Annotated in this window: 22 protein-coding genes and 2 pseudogenes; 3 read left to right on the top strand and 21 right to left on the bottom strand. The window is 56.0% G+C overall.

Features of this window, described 5'->3' with window-relative positions; translation table 11 throughout:
- Window positions 1-2: 2 nt before the first annotated feature.
- The 5 genes and pseudogenes from ACR0B7_RS11800 to ACR0B7_RS11780 all read right to left on the bottom strand — a co-directional run.
- Entirely contained in the window at window positions 3-776 is a 774-nt protein-coding gene (locus ACR0B7_RS11800; protein WP_170486506.1) for an ABC transporter ATP-binding protein, read from the bottom strand.
- Complete coding sequence (locus ACR0B7_RS11795) at window positions 773-1537, bottom strand: ABC transporter ATP-binding protein (protein ID WP_170486507.1); 765 nt, start codon at window positions 1535-1537, stop codon at window positions 773-775. The genes ACR0B7_RS11800 and ACR0B7_RS11795 overlap by 4 nt, the downstream gene beginning before the upstream one ends.
- The gene (locus ACR0B7_RS11790; protein WP_170486508.1) at window positions 1534-2610 is read right to left on the bottom strand and encodes a branched-chain amino acid ABC transporter permease; all 1077 of its coding nucleotides are present in this window, start codon (window positions 2608-2610) and stop codon (window positions 1534-1536) included. The genes ACR0B7_RS11795 and ACR0B7_RS11790 overlap by 4 nt, the downstream gene beginning before the upstream one ends.
- A gap of 4 nt (window positions 2611-2614) precedes the next feature.
- Window positions 2615-3487: a branched-chain amino acid ABC transporter permease gene (locus ACR0B7_RS11785; protein WP_170486509.1), complete on the bottom strand. Its 873-nt coding sequence runs from the start codon at window positions 3485-3487 to the stop codon at window positions 2615-2617.
- A 718-nt stretch (window positions 3488-4205) separates the two neighbouring features.
- Window positions 4206-4514 (bottom strand): annotated as a pseudogene (locus ACR0B7_RS11780) (IS6 family transposase); the annotation flags it as partial.
- A gap of 489 nt (window positions 4515-5003) precedes the next feature.
- On the opposite strand from ACR0B7_RS11780, the gene ACR0B7_RS11775 reads away from it, so the two are divergent.
- Window positions 5004-5270, top strand: coding sequence for a hypothetical protein (locus ACR0B7_RS11775; protein WP_480681531.1), 267 nt, complete (start codon window positions 5004-5006; stop codon window positions 5268-5270).
- 37 nt (window positions 5271-5307) lie between these two features.
- Here ACR0B7_RS11775 and ACR0B7_RS11770 read toward each other — a convergent pair whose 3' ends face one another.
- From ACR0B7_RS11770 to ACR0B7_RS11760, 3 genes are read right to left on the bottom strand one after another with little or no spacing between them, the layout of a single operon-like run.
- Complete coding sequence (locus tag ACR0B7_RS11770; RefSeq protein WP_170486510.1) at window positions 5308-5652, bottom strand: type II toxin-antitoxin system RelE/ParE family toxin; 345 nt, start codon at window positions 5650-5652, stop codon at window positions 5308-5310.
- The gene (locus ACR0B7_RS11765; protein ID WP_108862330.1) at window positions 5649-5906 is read right to left on the bottom strand and encodes a type II toxin-antitoxin system ParD family antitoxin; all 258 of its coding nucleotides are present in this window, start codon (window positions 5904-5906) and stop codon (window positions 5649-5651) included. The genes ACR0B7_RS11770 and ACR0B7_RS11765 overlap by 4 nt, the downstream gene beginning before the upstream one ends.
- A 3-nt stretch (window positions 5907-5909) precedes the next feature.
- Entirely contained in the window at window positions 5910-6161 is a 252-nt protein-coding gene (locus ACR0B7_RS11760; protein ID WP_170486511.1) for a hypothetical protein, read from the bottom strand.
- A 137-nt stretch (window positions 6162-6298) separates the two neighbouring features.
- Between ACR0B7_RS11760 and ACR0B7_RS11755 the strand changes: the two genes are divergently transcribed.
- Window positions 6299-6565 (top strand): hypothetical protein, encoded by a 267-nt coding sequence (locus ACR0B7_RS11755; protein ID WP_170486512.1) that lies wholly within the window; start codon window positions 6299-6301, stop codon window positions 6563-6565.
- A gap of 240 nt (window positions 6566-6805) precedes the next feature.
- Here the strand turns inward: ACR0B7_RS11755 and ACR0B7_RS11750 are convergent.
- From ACR0B7_RS11750 to ACR0B7_RS11705, 10 genes and pseudogenes are all read right to left on the bottom strand, one after another.
- Window positions 6806-7770, bottom strand: a pseudogene (locus tag ACR0B7_RS11750) (DDE-type integrase/transposase/recombinase); the annotation flags it as partial.
- Window positions 7771-7932: 162 nt separating this feature from the next.
- Window positions 7933-8697 carry an SDR family NAD(P)-dependent oxidoreductase gene (locus tag ACR0B7_RS11745; RefSeq protein ID WP_170486583.1) on the bottom strand — a complete coding sequence of 255 codons (765 nt, stop codon included), beginning with the start codon at window positions 8695-8697 and terminating at the stop codon, window positions 7933-7935.
- Window positions 8698-9104: 407 nt separating this feature from the next.
- Window positions 9105-10247: a serine hydrolase domain-containing protein gene (locus ACR0B7_RS11740; RefSeq protein WP_170576771.1), complete on the bottom strand. Its 1143-nt coding sequence runs from the start codon at window positions 10245-10247 to the stop codon at window positions 9105-9107.
- Entirely contained in the window at window positions 10244-12334 is a 2091-nt protein-coding gene (locus ACR0B7_RS11735) for an acetate--CoA ligase family protein (RefSeq protein WP_170486584.1), read from the bottom strand. The genes ACR0B7_RS11740 and ACR0B7_RS11735 overlap by 4 nt, the downstream gene beginning before the upstream one ends.
- Window positions 12331-13491, bottom strand: a complete 1161-nt coding sequence (locus tag ACR0B7_RS11730; protein ID WP_170463741.1) for an acyl-CoA dehydrogenase family protein — start codon at window positions 13489-13491, stop codon at window positions 12331-12333. Before ACR0B7_RS11730 ends, ACR0B7_RS11735 begins: the two co-directional genes overlap by 4 nt.
- 11 nt (window positions 13492-13502) lie before the next feature.
- Window positions 13503-14300, bottom strand: coding sequence for an ABC transporter permease (locus ACR0B7_RS11725; RefSeq protein WP_170486585.1), 798 nt, complete (start codon window positions 14298-14300; stop codon window positions 13503-13505).
- On the bottom strand, window positions 14297-15145 hold the full coding sequence (locus ACR0B7_RS11720; protein WP_010443824.1) for an ABC transporter permease: 849 nt from the start codon (window positions 15143-15145) through the stop codon (window positions 14297-14299). The genes ACR0B7_RS11725 and ACR0B7_RS11720 overlap by 4 nt, the downstream gene beginning before the upstream one ends.
- A gap of 65 nt (window positions 15146-15210) precedes the next feature.
- On the bottom strand, window positions 15211-16317 hold the full coding sequence (locus ACR0B7_RS11715) for an extracellular solute-binding protein (protein ID WP_170418321.1): 1107 nt from the start codon (window positions 16315-16317) through the stop codon (window positions 15211-15213).
- A gap of 76 nt (window positions 16318-16393) precedes the next feature.
- Window positions 16394-17395, bottom strand: a complete 1002-nt coding sequence (locus ACR0B7_RS11710; RefSeq protein WP_170486586.1) for an ABC transporter ATP-binding protein — start codon at window positions 17393-17395, stop codon at window positions 16394-16396.
- Window positions 17388-18278 (bottom strand): beta-keto acid cleavage family enzyme, encoded by an 891-nt coding sequence (locus ACR0B7_RS11705; protein WP_120981302.1) that lies wholly within the window; start codon window positions 18276-18278, stop codon window positions 17388-17390. The genes ACR0B7_RS11710 and ACR0B7_RS11705 overlap by 8 nt, the downstream gene beginning before the upstream one ends.
- Window positions 18279-18397: 119 nt before the next feature.
- Here ACR0B7_RS11705 and ACR0B7_RS11700 point away from each other — a divergent pair, with 119 nt between their 5' ends.
- The gene (locus ACR0B7_RS11700) at window positions 18398-19468 is read left to right on the top strand and encodes a GlxA family transcriptional regulator (RefSeq protein ID WP_170418318.1); all 1071 of its coding nucleotides are present in this window, start codon (window positions 18398-18400) and stop codon (window positions 19466-19468) included.
- On the opposite strand, the gene ACR0B7_RS11695 is transcribed toward ACR0B7_RS11700, so the two are convergent.
- The 3 genes from ACR0B7_RS11695 to ACR0B7_RS11685 are packed head-to-tail and all read right to left on the bottom strand — an operon-like array spanning window position 19450 to window position 22245.
- The gene (locus ACR0B7_RS11695; protein WP_170486587.1) at window positions 19450-20397 is read right to left on the bottom strand and encodes a 3-hydroxyacyl-CoA dehydrogenase NAD-binding domain-containing protein; all 948 of its coding nucleotides are present in this window, start codon (window positions 20395-20397) and stop codon (window positions 19450-19452) included. The genes ACR0B7_RS11700 and ACR0B7_RS11695 overlap by 19 nt on opposite strands.
- On the bottom strand, window positions 20397-21200 hold the full coding sequence (locus ACR0B7_RS11690; protein WP_170418313.1) for a carnitinyl-CoA dehydratase: 804 nt from the start codon (window positions 21198-21200) through the stop codon (window positions 20397-20399). Before ACR0B7_RS11690 ends, ACR0B7_RS11695 begins: the two co-directional genes overlap by 1 nt.
- A 4-nt stretch (window positions 21201-21204) precedes the next feature.
- Window positions 21205-22245 carry an LLM class flavin-dependent oxidoreductase gene (locus ACR0B7_RS11685; protein ID WP_170486588.1) on the bottom strand — a complete coding sequence of 347 codons (1041 nt, stop codon included), beginning with the start codon at window positions 22243-22245 and terminating at the stop codon, window positions 21205-21207.
- Between the last annotated feature and the right edge of the window lie 5 nt (window positions 22246-22250).

Here is a 22250-nt window from a genome sequence, read left to right as displayed (position 1 = left end):
GATCACCTCCAGGTCTTGCGCTTTTTCCAGCGCTTTTCGCCGCGGACGCCGTCAGTGGTTTGTCCGAGATAAAATTCCTTGATGTCTTCTGACGCCAAGAGTTCTTGCGTTGGTGCGTCCATCACCACGCGCCCGACTTCCATGATGAAGCCGTGGTTGGCGACGCTTAGTGCGGCACTGGCGTTTTGCTCAACCAACATGATGGTGACGCCCTGTTCGTCATTGATTCGGCGCACCACGTCAAAGATCGTCTTGGAAAGAAGTGGTGACAGGCCCAGTGAAGGCTCGTCGAGGATCATCAGCTTAGGGCGTCCTATGAATGCACGTCCTACGGCCAACATCTGCTGCTGACCGCCGGACAGATAACCGGCAAAGTCGCCGCTTTTCTTCAGAAGATCGGGGAAATAGCTGTAGACGGTTTCAAAGTCGCGTTCGACCTCATCGCGATCTTTGCGGCCCCAAGCCCCCATCTTCAGGTTGTCCGCAACCGTCATGAAGGGAAAGACTTCGCGCCCTTCCGGGACATGCCCGATGCCCCGTGATGCCACCCAATCGGGATCCCGATTGTGTACTTCCTGGCCGTCAAAGATGACCTGACCCTTCCGACAATCAATCGCGCCGGTAATTGTTTTGAGAAGCGTCGTTTTTCCCGCGCCATTGGCTCCGAGAACGGTTACGATGTCGCCTTCTGCAACCTCAAGGCTGACACCTGCAATCGCCATGACGGGCCCATAAAAAGTTTCGACGTTTTTGACTTGAAGCAAGTTCTGGGTCATACCGCACCTCCGAGATATGCGGCCTGAACTTCGGCGCTGCTCTGGACTTCTTCGACAGTGCCGATGGCAATCACTTCACCATTTGCCAAGGCCATGGACCGGTCGGCGATACGGCCAACGAGGTTCATATCGTGTTCAACCATGACAACCGTGACACCCAGCTCTTCCTGGATATCCTTGAGCCAGAACGACATGTCAGTGGTTTCTTCCGGGTTCAAGCCGGATGCCGGTTCGTCCAGAAGCAAGATTTCGGGTTCCGCACACAAAGCACGCGCCAACTCGACATTTTTTCGGGCGCCATAGGCTAGGTCGCCGACCTTCTCATAGCGGTATTGCTGCATGTCCAGTAGGTCGAGTATCTCTTCAACCTTGCGACGGTGGTTACGCTCTTCTTCACGCACACGCTTGGTAAAGAACCATTCACTGATCCAGCCGGTTTTGATCTTGGAAGACCGTCCGACCAGAAGGTTTTCCAGAACAGTCGCCTTTTCGAACAGTTCGATATTCTGGAAAGTCCGCGCGATGCCCAGATCCACGACTTGATTTGCCTTGCATTCCAGCAGCTCTTGCCCGCGGAACTTTATCGACCCGCTGTCTGGATTATAAATCCGGCTAATCGCGTTGAAGATCGTACTTTTCCCGGCCCCGTTGGGGCCAATGATCGCATAGATCTCACCCGGCTCCACAGCGAAGGAGACATCATTGATGGCCTTGATGCCACCGAAGGACAAGGTCAAGTGCTCTACGACAAGTTCTCTCATCTGAACCGCTCCGTCTTGAGATAGCGCTTCTGACGAACGAAGGTCGCGCGCTTGTAATAAGGGAATGTTTCGAGGAAGAGACGGAATTTGCGCCACCGCCCGTAAAGCCCCTCGGGTTCAAGAATGATGAATGCCGCGATGATGCCGCCAAACAGGAACTGTTCCAGCCCCGCCGCATGTGCGATCGCGTCAGGCAGAACTTCCCTGAGAAGCCCGATGATATTGGGCAGGATGGTGACAAAGACCGCACCCAGAATGGCTCCGGTAATTGTTCCTAATCCACCGACGATAACCATCAGCAGAATTTTCAGACTTTCCGGGACGCCAAATGTCTCTGGGCTGAGAAACCAAAGAAGATGGGCCATTAGGCCGCCCGCCAGACCCGTAATGGATGCGCTTATGAAAAAGGCTAGGATCTTGGTGCGCCCGATGTCGAGGCCGAGCGATCGGGCTGAGGTTTCGGAATCTCGCACTGCGATCATGGCGCGTCCCGTCGGGGATCGCATCAGGTTGGCAACACCCCAAATACAGAACGCCACAACTGCCAGAATCAGGTAGTAAAGCTGCCATTCTGCGGACAGTTCGTATCCGAAGAGTACCACGGGTGGAACTTGCAGCCCCATGTGACCGCCGGTCAGCGTTTCCCATTCTCCAAGAACGGTTTCGACGATGATCACGAAAGCCAATGTGGCAATCGCAAGATAAAACCCGTGCATTTTCGACACTGCACGTCCTAGTGCTGCGCCGATTGCCCCTGAGACCAATGCAGCCACGGGCAATGATATCAGGAAGGGAACACCAAGCCCCAGAAGAATAGAATGCGTGTACGCGCCAAGCCCCAGAAAGGCCGCATGGCCAAAACTGACCTGCCCGGTGAAGCCCGTCAGGACCATCAGACCGATACCGGCAAGAATGTAGGCAAGAAAGATTGATAGTTCGGAAATGTAGTAGCTTCCGACCGCCAACGGCGCCAACAGCGCGAGCAGCACCGCAAACGCGACACGGGTACGTTCACCGCGATCAACAAGGTGATTTATGTCTTGGTCGTAGTGGGTTCTGAAAAGAATCTGCATGACCTCACACCTTTTTCGAGAAGGTTTGCGGAATCAGCCCGTCGGGCTTGATGAACAGCACAACCAGCATGATGACGTAGGCGTAGACGCCTTTAAGCGGAGGGAAGAAGTAGTCCAGAAACGGCTCGGCAATGCCGATCAACAGACATCCCAACAAAGCGCCGGGAATCGAACCGAAGCCACCGACAACTGCGCCAGCAAATGCTTTGATGCCGAAGGCACTCATTCCGGTGTCGACTTGAGTCACCGGCGCCATCATCAGCCCCGCCACCGCGGCCACCATTGCCGCAATCGCCCAGACCACGGAAATCAGCTTCTTCACGGGGATGCGGTTGTAATAGGCGGCCAGTTGGTTTTGCGAGCTTGCCTGGATCGCTAGACCGGTCTGTGTGCGGGAAAAGAACAGATACAGCAGTGCGCAAAGCAGGATTGTACCACCAATAACGACCAACCGATCTGTACCGACTAGAATACCGCCAACGTCAAAGTCGTGCATGAATGGAACATCCAGCGACATCGGGGACCAGCCCCAGATCATGCCACCTAGCGACCGCAACATCAGGCCAATCGCCACGGTCAGGATGAAGATTGACGCCTGACTTTCTCCGACAACGCGGCGCATGACAATCGCGTCGAGTAAATATCCGAACACGCCAAGAGATAGGATCCCGAGCGTTGCGCTAAGCCAGAAGTTCAGGCCAAGGATTTGGCTGAACGTCAGCACCATGAAAGCACCAAGCATCATCAACTCGCCATGTGCAAAATTGACGATCTCGGTGGCCCGATAGATGAACACAAATCCTATGGCGACCAGAGCATAGCCACATCCTTGGCTAATACCGATTAGCAGCAACTGAATTACGTCAGAAAACTCCATCCCGCTCTCCTTTAGGCGTTCGAGTGATCGCGAAACTGCAGCGTCGCCGATGCGCGGCCCGATCGATCGGCCTTGCAAGGTGCAAACTGGCAAAGCGATATGGAGCACCGGAATCCCGGACGCGAACCCATTTTCACTCTCGAGTTACATATCTTCGTGGGTTCTCTAGCACGCTGCGAGAGCAGGGCCGATATTCGAAACCCCATAGAGGTCTGTCCGAACATTCAGTCTGCGAACCCCAGAAAAATACTTGTAATATCAGCAACTAGGGCGTCCATCGAGCTGATCTGCGCTCTCAAAAGGCCCCGTAGGTGCAGGTGCATGTTCCGCGCAAATCGTTGCATGGCAAAAAAACATGCATGGCTTAATGGTTCACCAAGTGCGCTGGTGATGTCACGTTAACTTCCAATCCGCCGAGGAATACTGATGCTCTGATTTCAAGCAACTCGAGAAGCGGTGTTCCAGGCGTCAAATGCCTTAGGACGGTGATATCGGATTGTTATGGCTGAACGACGACGTTCGGAGACACAGAAGCAGTTCCGAATGGGTGGCTGGAGTGCCCCATTTGATTTGGACCACCGTTATGTTTGAGAAACGGAGGACCGAGAATGGCGAACAAGAGACATAAACCGGAAGAAATAGTTCAGAAGCTGCGGCAAGTTGATGTGCTTGTCGGCCAGCGTCGAGCTCAATCATCAAGCCCGCCTGAGGCGTTATCACCGTTCACATCCACGGCCTGCCAGAGCCACAACTTCCGACCGTTGATCGGGACGACCACTTCGTTCAAATGCCATTTGTCGGCTGCGGCTGGCCGGTCTCGCCTGATGCAATTTGCGAAATGGCGACCAAAGCGATTGACCCATTGCCGGATCGTCTCCCGGCTGACCGTCACGCCGCGTTCCGCGAGAAGATCTTCAACATCAGCGGTGCTGAGCGCAAAGCGATGATAGACCCAGACGGCATATGCGATGATCTCGCGCGGAAAACGAAACCCCTTAAGGCGAGGCAACTTGGACGGTATCTTTATGCGTGGGGCCTATCCAGTTCAGTACGCGCAAACAAGTTGGCAATGCCGTTGAAGGCGATCTCGGGCTTTCTTTAGAGCCGAAGCGGGTTTTGTAGTGATCCTAGGTACCCTGCCCTCTTTACGCTCGTAATCTAACATTTTTGCTCGTTACTTTTGGCACACTGTCAATTTAGCATTGCACCCGATAAGTATCGCTTATCACGTTTGATTGATTTTGCCGGGAAATACGCGCAGAATGTGCCTCATGAAGTGTCGGTTTTCCTTAACCACTGGACTCGTGATGGCTTTGGTCCGTAACCCATAGACCCCTGCCCTGCTCCGGCAGCAAACCTTATTAGATGCAGCACAGTAACCTGCAATTTTGTAAACAAGTACCCGCACAAATTTAGTCCGCGTCTACACTTAAAGGACCAACTCAGCATGAGGCCAACCATGAAAACCGATAAAAACAAGCAAGAGCAGTCTACAGGTTAGGGAAAATCGACACTCATGAAGCCACCAGCCGCATATCTCCCCGCAGCCTCCCCTGCCCTCTCTGTCGCAGATCAGGACGCGCTGACGGATCTCTATATCCGCGGCACGCCCGCCAATACGCTCAGGGCCTATGAGCGCGACCTGCTCTACATCACCGCCTGGAAGGCTGCGCGGTTTGGTGTGGCGCTGGACTGGCCCAGGCGCAAAAATATTACGACGATGTGGACATCGCGGATAACCCGGCGACTGATCTATTGGGGTGAGCACATACTGACTACTTAAAGAATTCCCAGCTTGAGGGAAACTCCGGCTGCTGTGCCTATGTCTTGTTTCCTGTCGCATCCGTTAACGTGGCCAGCGCAGAAACATGTCGCGGCAGGTCGCAGCGGGAATGCAGGATATCAACAATGATCACCGCGTCCGGCTGATCCAGGTAAACTAGGAAGTGCTCTCCCGCCCGTACATATCTGAGATCAGCTGCCTCCTCTACCAATATAGAACAGCTGCGGCTGGCCGCCCTGCCCTCCGTGATGGCCAGACAGCGCGCTATCAGTTCTTGTTCATAAAGATCGGCTTGATGCCGTCCAAACTTGTCGATGGTCCATCGGGCAATTTCCACCAGGCTGGCTTCAGCACGGCGTGTCAGTCGAAAGGGTTTGGTCACGCTTTGGTTCGTGCCCTTACAAAGGCACGACGGATCGCATCCGTACCGCCGCCTTCTGCCAGATCTCCTGCCTGAGCCTGGGCTACGCCCTCCTGCAGGCCTTGCCTGAGAGACACAAGTCCCGCCTCTTCCCGCTCCAGAAGACGAAGACCAGCGCGCAACGCTTCACTGGCGTTCTGATAGCGACCGGACGCAACCAGGTCCTGCACCAGTTGATCCTGCGTTTCTGTAAGTACGACATTGCGGGTTACCATGGCTTAAGCCTCCTGATTGGCAATATATGCCAACGAAGGTACTTGTTCAACAATTGAAGTTTCCACACCCGGTAGTTTAATCAAGCCGTTCTTATTGCCGGCCTGACAGAGCAAATAAGTGCTCACCGCCGTGGCAGGGTTAACCATCGCCCCTACGCTTTCGCAAATTCCAAACACAGGGCCGACCTCCTTGCCCCGAACACCGCCCATCCGATTACCGGTGATATTCTCGAACAGCAGATGGTCACCACTCAAGGTTCGTGCCGGGACAGCCGTGACCGGATCATCCTGTTACTGGGCTGACCTCGGGTAGATGGCAGCGTTCGGTGATCGGCGGGATCTTTTTGGGGGATGTGTCGCTGAAGGAATTCAACGAGAATTACATGATTTAATTGTCGCTGCTGGTAGTTGAGACCACCCAAAAAGACAAGACTCCACGGTTGGTGCGCAAGGGCCGCGCAGCGAAGCCGTTGGTGCATTGGAGCAAAGTGGGTCAGATCGAGGACAACCCCCTGTTTCACTCGGTCTCGAAATCTGGCTGGATGCGGAAACGCCCCCTTAACCTGGACGCCATCGCCCAGATCGTCAAACACCGATTGAAGGTGACAGGACTACGAAGGATTATGCCTCATCGCATTGGCTGCGCTCGGGCTTCCTGACCCAAGCCGCGCAGGACGGCGCACCGCTCAAGACCGGTTTGCACCTATCGCACTGGCTCAGAAATGCTATGACGGCGTCGATATCGCCCAGAACCCGGCTGCGGATTTGTTGGGGTGTGATTCAACCAATCAGCTCAACTAACCCCCTAACCTTCCCTGATACCCTTCTTACAACGCACCTCGCTCATTCATGACACAGCCTTCGGCAGGACATGCTCCACTCAAAGCGGAGCATTTAGAGACACTGTCACAACCTGATGCAGCCAAAGCGTCTTCCAGCGTTCCTGTGACATCGTCAGCTTTCATCGTGGTGCAAAGGCGCCAAGAGACAACGTAACGGCTGTAATCATCCAGGATCGTAGACAGGTAGAACCAGCCCCAACCGATGACTTTGAGATAGGTGAAGTCGGTCTGCCAAAGCTGGTTCGGCCGCACAGTCTTCTCATGGAATTCATCCGCCGCTTTGATGGTGATGCAGGCTGGGCTAGTGATCAGATCTTGTGCCTTCAGAAGCCTGTAAACACTGGCCTCAGAAACGAAGTAGCGCCTGGTGTCGGTGAACCGCACCGCAAGCTCGCGGGGCGATAACTCGGGTTCTTCCAGAGCCAGTTCCACGATCTGCTTGCGCACCTTGTCGGGGATGCGGTTCCAAACCCTACCTGGCCGGGAATGGCGATCCTCAAGCCCGGCCTCGCCGAAAGACAGATACCTGTCGTACCAGCGGTAGAAGGTCGTTCTGGGAATGCCGAGCTTTTCCAGTGTGCGTTTGATCGGCAGGTGCGAACCGTCGACCAGCCGGATGATCTCAAGCTTTTCGGATGCGGGATATCTCATTCGTCGTCTCCCCCATCCTCGAACATGCTTTTTTTGAGCAGCCGGTTCTCAAGGGTCAGGTCGGCGACTACCTCTTTCAGCGCCGACGATTCCGCTCTCAAATCCTTCACCTCAGAGCTGGTAGCCTGGCGTGCGGTATCGCCAGCCAACCGCTTCTTACCGGCCTCAAGGAACTCTTTCGACCAGCTGTAATACAGGCTCGTAGCTATTCCTTCACGGCGACACAGCTCCGCTATGCTGTCTTCACCACGAAGCCCATCCAACACAATACGGATCTTCTCCTCTGCCGAATGCTGGCGCCGTGTCTTCCTGCGGATGTCTTTGACAACTCTCTCTGCTGACGCTTTCTGTTTCCCGGATTTCATTCTCATCTCCACTCTCTGATGGTTACGATGAGCCTGAAATCCTCCGCTACGCAATCAACCTAGTCTGTTCCATGGGTGCTGATGGCGGACACCTGATGCCCAAAATTTTCGCGAGTGGCTGATCGAGACGTCAGAAAACGACCTCGAAAACAAGCGCATTCGAGAGACCTATCCGGCTTGAAGCCGCACGCCTGCGTCAAGACGAATGGTCTCGCCGTTCAGCATTGGGGTTTGGATGATGTTAACGGCAAGGCGCCCAAATTCCGCGGGCTCGCCAAACCTGTTTGGAAACATCCGGCCATCTAGCATCCCGTCGATTACCTCCTGCGGAATATGATCAGCGATCGGAGTGCGAAATAATCCGGGCGCAATTGTCATGACCCGCACTCCGCGGGGCATGAATTCACGGGCGGCCTGCAATGTCAGACTGGCAATCGCGCCCTTTGAAGCCACATAAGCCCCCTGCCCAATTTGACCCTCGATTGAAGTAATCGAGCCTGTGTTGATGATAATCCCGCGCTCGCCATCTTGATTGAGCGGCTCCTGCTGCATCATCCGGGCTGCGCATTTCGTCATGACGCTGACGGTTCCCATCAGGTTGACGTTGATCACCTTCGCGAAAGCTTCCATATCAACTGGACCGTCCCGTCCGACAAGTCGCATACCGCCGGGGATGCCCGCACAGTTGACAACTATGCGAATTGGTCCGCTCCGGTCTTCGGCCAGATCCAAAGCGGCCTCGACCGCAGAACTGTTGATAACATCACAACCTATGCCAAGCGCGCCGATTTCCGCTGCCGCGTTTTTTACCCGAACTTCATCGAGGTCCAGCAAGGTAACTCGTGCTCCGGCTTTGCTGAGCGCCTGTGCAGTAGCAAGCCCCAGTCCTGATCCTGCCCCGGTCACGATCGCAGATAGTCCTTCAATATCCATGCGTGATAATCTCCGTTTGTTCAAAACTTCTTAACCCAGAACCAGAAGTTAAACATCGAAGTTCTATTTACCCTTTGGCCAACCAAAAATCATTTTGCCTCCGCGTGCAGTGCAATATGTCGGGACGGACGGGTCACAAACCTGCGCTGTTGTTTGGAACAATTGCTCCGCGATAAGCGACTTCAGGCGGGTTGAGTCACACCCGCGACATGCCTTGTTGACAACTTCGGCAGGATATCCCGACAGACGTAAATGCCGCGCTGAGAAGAAGTTCAGTTTAGGTGATCGAAACTGGATGATCGAAGAGTGGGTCGGATCACTCTAAAAGATTCGGCCCAGGTCAAGGACTGCAAAGCGGCCAATCCGTGCCTTCCCCGCTGACACCTAGCTCGGCAACTGCAAACCCGTCAAATGACAGAAAGGCAGACGTCTCGAAGCGTTGTGGCCAGCTCTCCCATATAGGTGTCATCGTAACCCGAGTCATTCTCCAGCACACTTAAGAATGCACAGCTGGTGCCGGTGACCATATCCACCATGAGGAACTGCCCTCCATAGCCAGCATGACCGATTAATCGACCGTCGGTCATGGTCTGGTTTGAGTACTTGAGCCAATTCTTGGGTGGTGTCATCGCTGGCGCGCGGCGGATCAGAGTTTTTTGCAGGAAACCGGTGTTGGCCATAGGTCGACCGTGCAGGTCGCGGCCTTCCCGCGCCAGTAGCAACCCGAACCGCGCGAGGTCGCGCACGCTTAGGCAACCGCCACCGGAAAACGCTGGGTGCCCGTCCTTGCTGAGGCTGATGTGAAACGCGCCCTCGTATCCTGCGGCATCAGCAATCTCTTCGATTTGCTCAGCCATTGGAATGGGCGAAACCTTGGCCGCAATCAGGGTCAGGACATCCGTGTTCGCGGATTTATAATCGGCTTGTCGCACCCCCGAGTTTGCCCTGAAACCAGTAATCGAGGCCGCAAATTCCGCAAGCGTGATTTCCTTTTCACCCACGCCGGGCAAGCGCCAACCCAAGGCGACCTCTTCAGTATAGCAGTCGGCATCGGGGTCAGCATAATCCTCGGTGAAGTCGTTATCGACGTTCATATCGAGCAGAGATTGAATGCTGGCCTCGGCATACCCGCTGCCGATACCCGGCAGATAGTCGCGGACCTGCGCGTCCAATGACAACAGCCCCTGTGCAAGCAGACGACCTATGATTAAGTGGATGTGTAGCTTTGTCACTGACTGGATGGAATGCGGCGCTGAGGTCGAAAAATCATCTGCGGCTTTTTCCAGAATGATCTGGTCATTCTTTAAACAGCAGAACGCAGAGAAAGCCGGATGGGCAAGCATTTGTGCCAGTTCAGGCACTCGGGCGCACAGATTCTGCTCGGCGGCTTCCAGCTGCAAAACCTCTCTGGAACGCACCATGAGACCTCGGCGGAACAGCCGATATGCATTGTGGAACCCATGCCGGCGAAATTCCGGCTGGTTCCACCGCTGCTTGTTGTCGTCTCCAACAGCCAGATCGGGATTGGGTATGATCCTATTCCTGCTCATGACCGGGGCACCTGGATCAGGGCATCAACGGCGACGATGTGATCTGGGTAGACAAACATAGGGTTGATCTCGATTTCTGCGACCTCGCCGCGCGCCTTTAGGAATTCAGTGCACAACCGGTGTAGCGCATCCGCAATTCGTGGAATGTCCGCCTGTCGACTGCCCCGGTACCCCTCTAACAAGCGAGCTACACGGAGCGAACACAATGCGCGCTCGATCTCGTCTTTTGAGGCAGGCAACAACACAGTGCGCGCATCTCGGACCAATTCGGTCAAAACACCGCCGCTACCGATGACCAAACTGGGACCAAATTGCGGATCAGCACGCAGCGTGACGATCAGCTCTGCAAGCGGCTTGGGCGACATGGCTTCGATCAGGAAGCGATCCGTCACCGCCGCGCGGTCATACGCCGCAACCGATGCCGTCATTGCCTTGATCGCCGAAGACAGCCCCTCTGCATCCTTGATCCCCAAAGCGACCGCGCCCGCTTCGGTCTTGTGAGGCAAGCTTGGTGACATCATTTTCAGTGCGACCGGATAGCCGATATCCTGCGCAACGCCAGCTGCCTCGGCCGCATTGCAGACATGTCCGTTTGGCACAGCAACAGCCATTTGCCTGAGCCAGGATTTACCTTTGTCTTCGGTCAATACCATTGGGTTCTGTATAGTTGCACCGGGTCGCAAGGCAGCAGGCCGGTCAATCCTTGTCCGCGCCCTTGCTTCGGACCACCAAATAGCATCACGCATGGCATTCAACGTCTCGTGAATACCCTGCATAGGCGCAACCCCCAGTTCAATGAGATGTCTGCGGGTCCCACGATCAAGATTTTCAGGTAGGGTCGCGCAGATCGCTGCCGGGACGGAGTGTTCCTGAGCGGCCTGCGCAAAAGCTGCAGCATCGTTCTGGTAGTAGATCTTGGACGCGTCCAACCCTTCTGCCGGGTAGTCCTGCACCAGAACAGCCAGATCCGCGTTGAGGGCCGATAGCGCCGTGGCAAAAACCGGGTAAGTCTTATCGCCCTGTCCCCAGATCGGGGTCGTATAGTCCAGCGGGTTGGAAACCGTCGCGATCTCAGGCAGCAAACTGGTCAGGCTTTCCTGCCCTGCAGAGCCCACTTTGGGAAAGCACACACCAATCCTTTCCGAGTGATCTGCCAGCATCGTCGCCCCGCCCCCAGAACAGGTAAAGCCAGCGACACGCCTGCCTTGCGGCGCGCCTGCTACGCAGAGGTACTTCAGTGTTTCCAGAAACTGCGACGGGCTGGTGACGTCGATCACCCCGGTGCGATCAAACAGTGCCTGATAAAGCTCGCTCGAACCAGACAGAGAGCCGGTGTGACTGACCGTCAGAGTCGCCCCAATGGCGGAATTGCCGGTCTTCAGTGCGACAACCGGAACCCCCCGATCCAGGGCTTTCAGCGCGGCGCGTTCAAAAGCAGCAATGTCACGCAACCCTTCGATGTGCAATCCAATGGCGCGCACAGCCGGGTCTTCAGCAAAGGCATCCAGGAATTCCTCAATCCCCAAGACCGCCTGATTGCCTGCAGAAACCATATAGGCCATTGGCAAGGAACGCGCGCTCATTGTTATGTCGGATGAGAACATACCGGACTGGGTAACGATCGCTGCACCGTATCCCGGCGACCAGCCGCCATGTTCAAATGACCAAAGAGCGGCATTGTCGATATAGTTGATCATGCCATAGCAGTTTGGGCCGATCAGAGCCATATCTCCGGCGGCTTCGATCAGATCTCGTTCCGATTGTATGTCGCCAGTTTCCTTGAAGCCCGCGGAAAAACAAACGACACCACCTGCACCCATCTGTTCCAATTCTCTCAGGGCATCAGTCACCCCGGCCGCAGGGATAGCGAGATAGACGGCATCAGGTGGCTCCGGCAGGTCCGAGATGCTGGGAACACAGCCCACGCCATCCAGATCGGCGCGTTTGGGATTAACGGCCCACATTTGCCCTTGAAATCCACGCCGGCGGGCTTCGCGCACGGCAATGGTCGCATCACGTCCACCAATAAACGCGATGTGGCGCGGCTTTAAGAGACGCTCAAGATTTTCGCGCCGCGCCGGCGTCATGCGCCAAGTGGCCTCAGGATGGACCTGGTGATGATGTGGCGTTGGATTTCGCTGGTGCCGTCCCAAATCCGCTCCAATCGGCTATCGCGCCAGAACCGTTGGATCGGCATTTCCTCCATCAATCCCATGCCACCAAAAATCTGAACGGCATCATCGGCGATCTTGTTGAGCATCTCTGAGCAGTAAACCTTGACCATTGCCGCATCTGCATCACCCATGACACCCGCTTCGGCACGTGCAACGGCGTCTTGCACCATCAGATCGGCCGCGCGCAACGTCATCGCACCGTCCGCCAAACGGAAGCCGGTGGCCTGAAACGTACCGATCGGTTTACCGAATTGCTTGCGCGTTGCGGCCCACTCGGTCGCCAGGTCAAGGATGCGTTCGGCCTTACCGCAGCAGGTCGCGCCGACCCAGATACGCCCCATGCCGAGCCACTTTCCCGACAGCTCAAGCCCGCGACCCTCTTCGCCCAGGATCTGGTCCGGACCAAGACGCACATTGTCGAAACTCAACTCAAAAGTCTTGTAACCGCGATAGCTGACGCAATGCGTCCCTTCGCGGCAGTCGAACCCCGGAAGGCCCACATCGACCAGAAAGGCCGTCACCCGTTTGCGTGGGCCGCGTGGTGTTTCATCTGTGCCAGTTGCAGCAAATACAATCGCGAAATCCGGCATGCAGGGACCGGAGATAAAGTGTTTGGATCCATTCAGGATCCAGTCATCCCCGTCGCGTATCGCATTGGTCTTCATCCCCATGACATCCGAACCTGCGTCAGGCTCTGTCAAGGCAAAGAGCTCACGCTTTTCACCGCGCACGGCAGGAAGCAAATATCGCTCACGCTGGTCTCCTTCGCAGGCCATCAGCAATTCCGTCGGGCGCGCCGCCCAGCTTTGTAGCGCATGGCTTGTACGGCCGTATTCCCGCTCGATCAGGGACATGGGTCCATATCCCAGCCCTCCGCCACCGACCTCTTCGGGCAGGTTGCAGGCGAAGAGGCCCAATTCATGCGACCTCGCCTCAATCTGGCGGCCGATCTCCTCGGGCACATAGCCTAAGCGGTCCACCTCTTCTTCATGCGGATACATCTCTGTTTCGACAAATCGGCGAACAGTGCTAACCAGAAGCTCTGTTTCGTGACTGGTTTCCAGATTCATGGCAGCCTCATTCATTCTGCCTGAGCCCGCGTGTTTCGCCGCGACAGAATCGCAGAAACGGCAAAGGCAATCAGGGTGATGGCAATCAGGATCACGGCAGCGGCAGCCACTGTCGGATCGGTGTTTTCACGGATGCCGTTCCACATGCGGCGCGGCAGCGTGTAAACGCTGTATTTCGAGATGAACAAGGTCACCACGATTTCATCCCAGCTGAGGATAAAGGCAAAGAGCGCCCCGGCAAAAACCCCCGGCCTGATCGAAGGCAGGATCACCCGGCGCATGGTGGTCCAGTTGGAGGCCCCGAGATTCTTGGAGGCTTGTTCAAGCTTGGGATCAAACGTTGCCAAAGACGCGCTGACCGTGATCAGCACCATTGGGGCTGCCAGGATTGTATGCGCAAGGATCAAACCGGCGTAGCTGTCCAATAGACCCAGAGGGATCCACAACCGATAGAACGCCATGGCGGAAATAATCTGCGGTATGATCAAAGGCAGCAGCAGAAAGGCGCGAACCAATTCGCTGTACCGCGATGACACCCGCCATAGACCGATCGCACAAAGCGTGCCTAAAAGCGTCGCTAATGCGGAGCAGGACAGGGCAATCACGCCACTTTGGAAAAAACTCGACAGCCATTCCTCACTGGTGAACAGCTTCTCGAAATGACGCAGAGAATACTCGCCCTGCGGCATGGACAAAAAGCGTTTCGGCGTCAACGAAACAGGGATGGCGATCAGGGCCGGTGTCACTAGAAACAACAGCAGCACCCATGCCCCCACGCGGTTGAAAAATGAGAACAGGCCCGGCTTCATCGCGCTGCCCCCCCGAACACCGTGCTCAGCTTCATGAACCGCGACATGATCCAAAGCATCGCCAGAACGCCAAACAGCATGATGGCCGCCAGCATCGCCGCCGTGCCCCACTTCAAAGTCACCAGCAATTGAACCGAGATGTATTCTGCCACCATCAGCACCTTGCCGCCGCCCAACACGGCCGGGGTGACATAAAACCCGAGGCTGAGGATAAAGACCAACAGGGTCGAAGCCACAAGCCCCGGCATGGTCATGGGCAGGTAGACCCGCCAGAAGGTCTGGCTTCCGCTGGCCCCCAGGTTGCGCGAGGCGTCCATCACCCTCTGATCAATGGATTGCATCGAGACCAGCAATGGCAACACCGCATAGGGGATCATGTAATGCACCATTCCAATCAGAACGCCCAACTCGTTGCGCATGAAGGCGATGGGTTCAGCAACCAGGCCGATGTCTTCCAATGTGACATTGACCAGCCCCTTGCGTCCCAGCAACATGAGCCAGGCGAAGGTGCGTACGAGGATGGAGATCCAGAACGACACCAATAGCAGGGTCAGCATGTAAGTCTTCTGGCGTTGATGGCAGTGCACCATCGCGTAGGCGATGGAATAGCCGAAAATGACGCTGAAGACCGTCGTGATGATGCAGATGCGTACCGTGGTCCAGACAATGCGGATCAGGGCGTCACCTTCCGTCAGCTTGGCATAGTTGCCGAACCCGGGCTCGGGGTCTGTCACGCTCAGCCAAAGGATATTCAGGATCGGCCCCAGATAGAGCGCGACCACCATCAGCAGCAAAGGCGCGATAATCAGCCATCCTGGGTGGATATGACGGTTTAAGGCTTGCATCCAGAGCTTTCGACATGGGTTTGGCAACCCGACCCTTAGGATCGGGTGACCATAAGCTAAAGCGATCAGCTGATCGCTTCGAGGAAGGCATTCACCGCGTCGCCGCCGTTTTTACCCCACCATTCAGGATCGTTGTAGACGATCTTGTCGATGTTCATGGCCGAGGTTATCGCATAAGGCTGTTGGTCCTCGGGGATCTGGCCAAAGGCCTCGGGATTCGACGGAGTCATGCCAAGGCAGTCCAACAGCGCCAACTGCGCTGGTATGTCCTGCGCCGTGGCGATGAAATCCATGACTGCGGCACCCGCCGGGTTGCCCTTGGGCACGATATAGGCCCCCGGCATCGCCATCGCCTGATTGTTCACCAGCTTGTATTGGCCATCGGTGTCGTTTTCGATGTTGCGACCCCGGTTCTGCCAGATGATCGCCATCGAGACCTCGTTGTTGACCACCATCGAGTGAACTTCCGATCCCGAGCCCCAGTAAAGGCTGTCATCTTTGATCGACTGGATTTTGTTCAAAGCGCGGTCCATATCAAGCGGGTAGAGATCGCTGCCAGCGACGCCATCGGCCATCAATGCGGCCTCGAGCGACCCATTTGCCCATTTGTAAAGCGCACGGGTCCCGGGGAATTTCTCGGTATCAAAGAAATCGGCCCAGTTTTGCGGTGGATTATCGCCATAGGCTTCAGTGTCATACACAAAGGCATACCCGTAGAGGATGATCGACACCCCATATTCCAGCGCATAGCCGGGCAGCGTTTTATCCTTGGACACCACGGAATAGTCAATCGGCTCCAGATGCCCGGTTGGTCCAAGTGACACGGCGTTGAATAAGTCCGCATCCGCCACATCGGCAGTCACATTGCCACTGTCGACCATTTCCTTGATCTTGCCTTCCAGCGGACCAGAGGTATCAAACTTCAAACCTTTGCCGGTTTTGGCGGTAAAGGCCTCACCGATGGCCGAGCCATGGCATTCTTCGGATTGGCCGCCCCAGTTCCACATCACGACATGGTCTGCCGCCGCTTCGGCGTCGCCCGCCAGTACCGCATTCATTGCAACACCCGAGGCACCGCAAAGCGCAAGAAACGTGCGCCGGTCCATACGGCCAGCCCTAAACGCCTGGGCACTTTCGGCAAGCATTTCCTTTTTGAATTGTTTATCGTGCATTTTCTTCCTCCCATTTGATCCGAGATTTGACCCGGCTTTCGGTCATGACGCCTCTGGGCGTTCTGTGTTGGGGTGCCTAGCCCGTTTGTAGCTCCACTGCTGCTGAGTCCTTCCAAAGCAAATCCACCCGCACCCCCTCTGTCAGATCAGAGGCGTTGCGCCAGACGTCGATATCTACCTCAATCTCGGCCCCTTCGTCGGTGTCCACGATGATCCGCTGCATCGAGCCGAAATAGGTGATGCTGCGAATGGCGCCCCTCATCCGGGCCTCGGTGTTTTCGTTGCCAGGCATCAGATCAATTTTTTCCGGGCGCAGGGCAAAGACCTTTCCGTTTTGATGAATAAAGTTCGATTTCCCGAGGAAACTGGCGGTGAACTGATTGATCGGGCGCTCGTACAGCTCTTTTGGCGTTCCGACCTGCTCGATCGCGCCGTCGCGCATGATCACGATGCGGTCAGACATCGACAGTGCCTCTTCCTGATCATGCGTGACATAGATGAAGGTAGTGCCAACGCGGCGATGAATGTCCTTGAGCTGCTCCTGCACTTCGACACGCAGCTTTTTGTCCAGCGCTCCCAGCGGTTCGTCCAGCAACAGCACAGGCGGCGCAAAACACAAGGCACGTGCAAGGGCCACACGCTGTTGCTGACCACCAGACAATTGCCCCGGTTTGCGATCTGCAAACTCCTGAAGCTGAACCAGCTCCAGCATCTCGTCGACACGGTTCCGAACTTCGTCGGCGGGGCGTTTACGCACGCTTAGCGCATAACCTACGTTGTCGCGAACAGTCATATGGGGGAACAAAGCATATCCTTGAAACACCATGCCGAAATTGCGCTTTTCGGCGGGCACATTCGAGATGGACGCACCGTCCAGCGCAATCTCTCCTTTCGATATGTCGAGAAACCCGGCGATCATCATCAACAAGGTGGTTTTGCCCGATCCCGACGGGCCCAACAGCGTCAGGAACTCTCCATTTCGGATATCCAGGCAGATGTCGTTGACAGCACGGAACTGACCAAAAAACTTGGAGACATCGCGAATTTGCAAGCTACCAGTTTGGGTTGGATCAGCCATCCGCCCCCCTCAGGTTCAGCTTGTTGCGCGACTCTTGCGGTGTCAGGATCCGCCCACCCATCCGTTCGATAATCTCTCGGGCGCGGGTGACAAGCTGGCCGTTTGTCGCCAGAACCCCGCGATCAAGGTAGATGTTGTCCTCAAGACCGACACGCACATTCCCGCCAAGCGCGACAGCTGCGGCTGCCATCGGCATCTGCCCCCGCCCAATCCCAAAACTGGCCCAGCTGGCGCCTACGGGCAGTTGCGCCTTCATAGCCGCCATGGTTTCCACCGTTTGATCGGCCCCCCATGGAATTCCAAGGCACAACTGGAACATCGGCGGAGCATCAATCAGCCCCTCCTCCACCATCGCCTTGGCAAATCGGATATGGCCGAGATCAAAGACCTCAAGCTCGGGCTTCACACCCCATTCCTGAACCAGTGCCGCCATCCGACGCAGTGTCGGTGGCGTGGAAATATAGATCATGTCCGTGTCGGAAAAATTCAGCGTGCCACAATCGAGAGAGCAGATTTCAGGCAGGCATTCCTTGATATGGGCCAGCCGTTCTTCCGGGCCGATCATGTCGGTGCCCGGACCGGGCATGGCGGGATTGGACGGGTCTGAAATCCAATCGCCCCCCATACCTGCCGTGACATTGATGACCACATCGGTATCGCTTTCGCGTATTCGGTCCACGATTTCCTTGAAGAGCGCCGGATCGCGTGAGCCCTGCCCTGTTTCAGGATCACGCGCATGCACATGCGCGGCAGAGGCCCCTGCCCTGGCGGCTTCGATTGCCGCATCAGCAATTTCTTTCGGGGTCACCGGCACGTGAGAGCTCTTGCCGGTCGTATCTCCCGCACCGGTAACTGCGCAGGTCAGCACAACTTCGTAGGTCATATCCGAGCCCCCCTTTTTACCTAGATTGCCGCGCGATTGACGGATAAAGATGTCGATTATCCGCCACAGATTAGGTTAGAATGGCGAAAAATCTGACCTAAAGCTTCTTGGTAAAACCAATGCATGTCGACATCACAACGCATATGGCTCGGGCTAAACGGCATGCCGTATTTGTCGTTGTCCCGCGTTTCAACCTGACCACGCTGATCACCATGATCGAAACCATGCGGATCGCAAATTACCTGGCGCCAGAACCGATGTTTTCCTGGGACATCGTCTCGTTCGACGGTCCTGAGATTGTTGCCAGCAATGGCATGACGACCGCAGTTGACACCGACTACGGGAGCCTCACTCCGGCAGGTTTTGTGTTTGTGTTGGGCAGTTGGGGTACTGAACACTACGAAAACACCGCTTTACTCACCTGGTTGCGAAAACGCGCACGCGCAGGCGAAACTGTTTGCGGCGTTGAATTGGGCAGCTACATCGTTGCACGTGCAGGCCTGTTGGACGGCAAACCTGCGACTATTCACTGGTCGTGGTTGAGCGGGTTCCGGGAATCCTTTGATCGGGTCGATGTCCATGAGTGTCTGTTCACTATTGACGGCAAGGTAATGACGTGCGCGGGCGGGTTGGCTGGGGTCGATCTGATGCTAAGGCTGATTGAATCCATCAGCGACAGCGGCTTTTCGGGGGAGATTGCCGACCAGATGCTGCATCACCCCATTCGCGACGCCGCCTCACCCCAGCGCAGCACCATGGGCCGGAGCACGGAAACCATGCTTCCGTTGATCCGAGAAGCGATGACCCTGATCGAAGAAAACATAGAAGAGCCGCTCAAAGTGCCCCAAATCGCTGATGTTCTGGGTGTTTCTCAGCGTCAACTGGAACGCCAATTCAAGAAACACGTGGGCTGTACCGTGGTGCAATTCGGCTTATTGCGCCGATTGCAGAATGCTCGCCTACTGTTGATTTCGACCGACCTCAGTGTACGCGAGATTGCCACCGCATCAGGATTCAATACACTGTCACATTTTGCCTATTCATTCGGTAAATTCTTCGGCCGGCGCCCATCCGAATACCGTGAGGCATGGCCGAAAAGCGAGCCGGCACCCAGCTGGCCCGGCTCTCTCTCGGATTTCTTGTCCATTCTGAACAACGTGCCCGCTCAAGGTTATCCCCCGCGGGACTGACGCAGAGCATTCAGCACTGCAACTATTTCGCGATCCCGTTGGGCTGCCATGTCCTCGAAATCTCGGTCGCCGGCGACAGCGTTGCAGCCATCGACCATGCGATCGCGCAATTCCTTCGTCAGCTCAGGTGCCTCCAACCGGGTCCAGGGCAGTTTAAGCGCCGGGCCGAACTGATCCAGGTTGGTGGCCATGCCTCCGGCACCACAGGCCACGTGAAAAGCCATACACTGACCCTGCGAGACCATACGAGGCGCCGGGCCGTTCATGAGTGCGATGTCGATGTCTTCCGGCGTTGCCTCTCCATTGGCGACCATATGCAGGGCCTCTCGCCAAAGCGCCTCTTGCAGTCGGGTCGCGACAAAGCCGGGGATCTCTTTTTTCATCATCAACGGGGCCTTGCCCGCTATTTCGTAGAATTCCCCGGCCCAAGCCACCGCCTCTGGTGATGTCTGTTCGCCGCCCACGATTTCGACCAGTGGTAGCAAATATGGTGGATTGAAGGGATGGCCGATCACACAGCGTTCCGGTGTCGCGCAAGTCGCTTGGATGTCGGTCATCATCAAGCCGGACGTGGAAGAGCCAATCACGACGTCTGTTGGCAAAATGAGCCCGAGTCGTTGATAAAGTGCCTGCTTGATCTCAAGACGCTCGGGCGCGCTTTCCTGCACAAATTCGGCGCCGTCCAGCGCAGCCTCCAAATCTGTAACGATGCGCAAGCGGTCAAGCGACGCGCCGGCGGCAAGCCCCAAGTCCGTCAAGCTCTTCCAAGCAGTGCGTAAGATTGCGTGAAAGGCATCGGATTCGCTCGCGTCATGCAAATAGGCGGTCACATCATAACCACGCGCAAGAAAATGCGCTGCCCAGCCGCCGCCGATGGGGCCGGCTCCAATGCTGGTGATGCGGGTGATCGATGAAGGGTCAGGATACATCACTCACCCTTGAATTTGGGTTCACGCTTTTCGACAAAAGCCGCGACACCTTCGGCCGCGTCATCAGATTTCAGCATCTTGCGGTAGATCGGCATCGGATCGGTGCGCATCTTGTGAAAGGCCTGTTCCAGCGGCACGCACTCGATCTCGCGCTGCACTTCCTTGACAGATTGCATTGCAAGAGGCGCCGACCAGGCAATCGAGGCCGCCCATTCCCGGGCCGCCGCCATCAACTGATCCTTTGGAACCACCTTGTTGACCAACCCGTAATGCGCCGCCTCCGTCGCGGTCATCCGACGGCCCAACAGAAACATCTCCATCGCGATGTTGTGCGGTATTCTTCGAGGCAGGCGTTGCAGTGCCCCCGCATCTGGAACGATGCCCAAAGGCATTTCAGGTAGGCCAAACTCCACATGGTCCGCCGCGATCAGAAGATCACAGGCCATGGCCATTTCGAACCCACCACCGATTGCCAGACCGTTTATGGCCGCGATAACCGGCTTATTGAGCGCCCAATTCTCGGTCAGACCCGTGAACCCGCCGAACCCGTAGTCATCACTTTCCCACCAGTTGTCGAGCTGCATTTCGCCCTCGTTCAGGGCCTTCAAATCCCAACCGGCCGAGAAAATTCGATCTCCGCCCCCGGTCAGAATCGCGCAACGCAAGTCCTTGTCCTCGTGCAACTCCTGAAACGCCGCGGCCAAGGCCTGACTGGTGGGAACGTCGATGGCGTTTACTTTGCCCCGCTCTAGTGTGATTTCCAGAACGTGGCCGTCGCGGTGTGTTTTGACCCCTTCTGCCATTGCTTCAGTCCTCCTTGAATTCCGGCATGACCTCGTCGCAGAACATGCGCAAGGATCGCTGCTGCGCCGCGTGATCAAGCCCCATCGAGGCATAGTAGATGAACTCGTTCACACCGAGCCCCTGATATTTCTTGAGCTTTCCAATCACACGCTCAGGTGAACCGAACATTAGGTTTTCTTCCAGCATCAAGGGATCATACTGTTCCCGGCCCTCCAACTGATCCAGCGGAATGGAAGCAGGAAAACCATCTTTGACATCGCCCAAATTGCGATAGAGGTTTTCGAACTGGCTCAGCAATCGTCGCACCGCCTTCATCGCGTTTTCGCCATCGGCCGCATTGTCGTAAACGCAGGAATGGCGCATCAGCGCAAAACGTGGAACCCAGCCATTATCCGCTTTTTCAATCGCCTCATCGAGTTGCTTTTTGTACAGCTCGGCCTCAGCGAACGGGCGGGTGAAAGGCCAGCAATTCACGTGGCAGCGTTCACGCATGGCGTAGTCATAGGTGATCGGCGAGCGCGCCGCGACCCAAACCGGAACCTCGGCTTGCAATGGTTTGGGCACCGAGGTTGATGTCGGGAATTGCCAATATTCGCCTTCATGCGCATAATCGCCCTTCCACAACTCGCGCACCGTGGGCAGCATCTCTTGCATATAGCGCCACGCATCAGATTGCTTGAGGCCCGGCTTCATGCGATCGAACTCGCGCTGATAGGCACCTGACCCGATACCAAACTCCAACCGACCGCCGCTTAAAAGATCCAGCATCGCGGCTTCACCGGCCAGGTTAATCGGGTGCCAGTACGCAGCGGTCGCCACCGCCGTACCAAGCCGGATCCGGCTGGTCTCGGATGACCACCAAGTCAGCAGTTGGAACGGGTTGGGCGCAATCGTCATTTCCAGCGCGTGATGCTCAGCAGCCCAAACGATATCGAAACCGCCATCCTCGGCGATTTGCACCATCTCCAATGTGTGGCGCGCGACGTCTTTCATATCAAGACTGTTGTCGATCCGCTCCATGTTTACGGCAAGTTGGAATTTCATGCTCA

It is taken from the genome of Ruegeria sp. BB6 (assembly GCF_056539385.1).
Note: the sequence above shows the minus strand (reverse complement) of the source record. Positions and strands in the feature narration are given on the sequence as shown.

What these genes read in the sequence shown, in the direction of transcription:
- ACR0B7_RS11775 (WP_480681531.1), top strand. Translation starts at nt 5,004, where the DNA reads ATGAAGCCACCAGCCGCATATCTCCCCGCAGCCTCCCCTGCCCTCTCT.
- ACR0B7_RS11740 (WP_170576771.1), bottom strand. Translation starts at nt 10,247, where the DNA reads ATGAGCAGGAATAGGATCATACCCAATCCCGATCTGGCTGTTGGAGAC.
- ACR0B7_RS11765 (WP_108862330.1), bottom strand. Translation starts at nt 5,906, where the DNA reads ATGGTAACCCGCAATGTCGTACTTACAGAAACGCAGGATCAACTGGTG.
- ACR0B7_RS11735 (WP_170486584.1), bottom strand. Translation starts at nt 12,334, where the DNA reads ATGACGCCGGCGCGGCGCGAAAATCTTGAGCGTCTCTTAAAGCCGCGC.
- ACR0B7_RS11730 (WP_170463741.1), bottom strand. Translation starts at nt 13,491, where the DNA reads ATGAATCTGGAAACCAGTCACGAAACAGAGCTTCTGGTTAGCACTGTT.
- ACR0B7_RS11685 (WP_170486588.1), bottom strand. Translation starts at nt 22,245, where the DNA reads ATGAAATTCCAACTTGCCGTAAACATGGAGCGGATCGACAACAGTCTT.
- ACR0B7_RS11700 (WP_170418318.1), top strand. Translation starts at nt 18,398, where the DNA reads ATGCATGTCGACATCACAACGCATATGGCTCGGGCTAAACGGCATGCC.
- ACR0B7_RS11690 (WP_170418313.1), bottom strand. Translation starts at nt 21,200, where the DNA reads ATGGCAGAAGGGGTCAAAACACACCGCGACGGCCACGTTCTGGAAATC.
- ACR0B7_RS11725 (WP_170486585.1), bottom strand. Translation starts at nt 14,300, where the DNA reads ATGAAGCCGGGCCTGTTCTCATTTTTCAACCGCGTGGGGGCATGGGTG.
- ACR0B7_RS11695 (WP_170486587.1), bottom strand. Translation starts at nt 20,397, where the DNA reads ATGTATCCTGACCCTTCATCGATCACCCGCATCACCAGCATTGGAGCC.
- ACR0B7_RS11745 (WP_170486583.1), bottom strand. Translation starts at nt 8,697, where the DNA reads ATGGATATTGAAGGACTATCTGCGATCGTGACCGGGGCAGGATCAGGA.
- ACR0B7_RS11795 (WP_170486507.1), bottom strand. Translation starts at nt 1,537, where the DNA reads ATGAGAGAACTTGTCGTAGAGCACTTGACCTTGTCCTTCGGTGGCATC.
- ACR0B7_RS11720 (WP_010443824.1), bottom strand. Translation starts at nt 15,145, where the DNA reads ATGCAAGCCTTAAACCGTCATATCCACCCAGGATGGCTGATTATCGCG.
- ACR0B7_RS11790 (WP_170486508.1), bottom strand. Translation starts at nt 2,610, where the DNA reads ATGCAGATTCTTTTCAGAACCCACTACGACCAAGACATAAATCACCTT.
- ACR0B7_RS11785 (WP_170486509.1), bottom strand. Translation starts at nt 3,487, where the DNA reads ATGGAGTTTTCTGACGTAATTCAGTTGCTGCTAATCGGTATTAGCCAA.
- ACR0B7_RS11710 (WP_170486586.1), bottom strand. Translation starts at nt 17,395, where the DNA reads ATGGCTGATCCAACCCAAACTGGTAGCTTGCAAATTCGCGATGTCTCC.
- ACR0B7_RS11705 (WP_120981302.1), bottom strand. Translation starts at nt 18,278, where the DNA reads ATGACCTACGAAGTTGTGCTGACCTGCGCAGTTACCGGTGCGGGAGAT.
- ACR0B7_RS11800 (WP_170486506.1), bottom strand. Translation starts at nt 776, where the DNA reads ATGACCCAGAACTTGCTTCAAGTCAAAAACGTCGAAACTTTTTATGGG.
- ACR0B7_RS11715 (WP_170418321.1), bottom strand. Translation starts at nt 16,317, where the DNA reads ATGCACGATAAACAATTCAAAAAGGAAATGCTTGCCGAAAGTGCCCAG.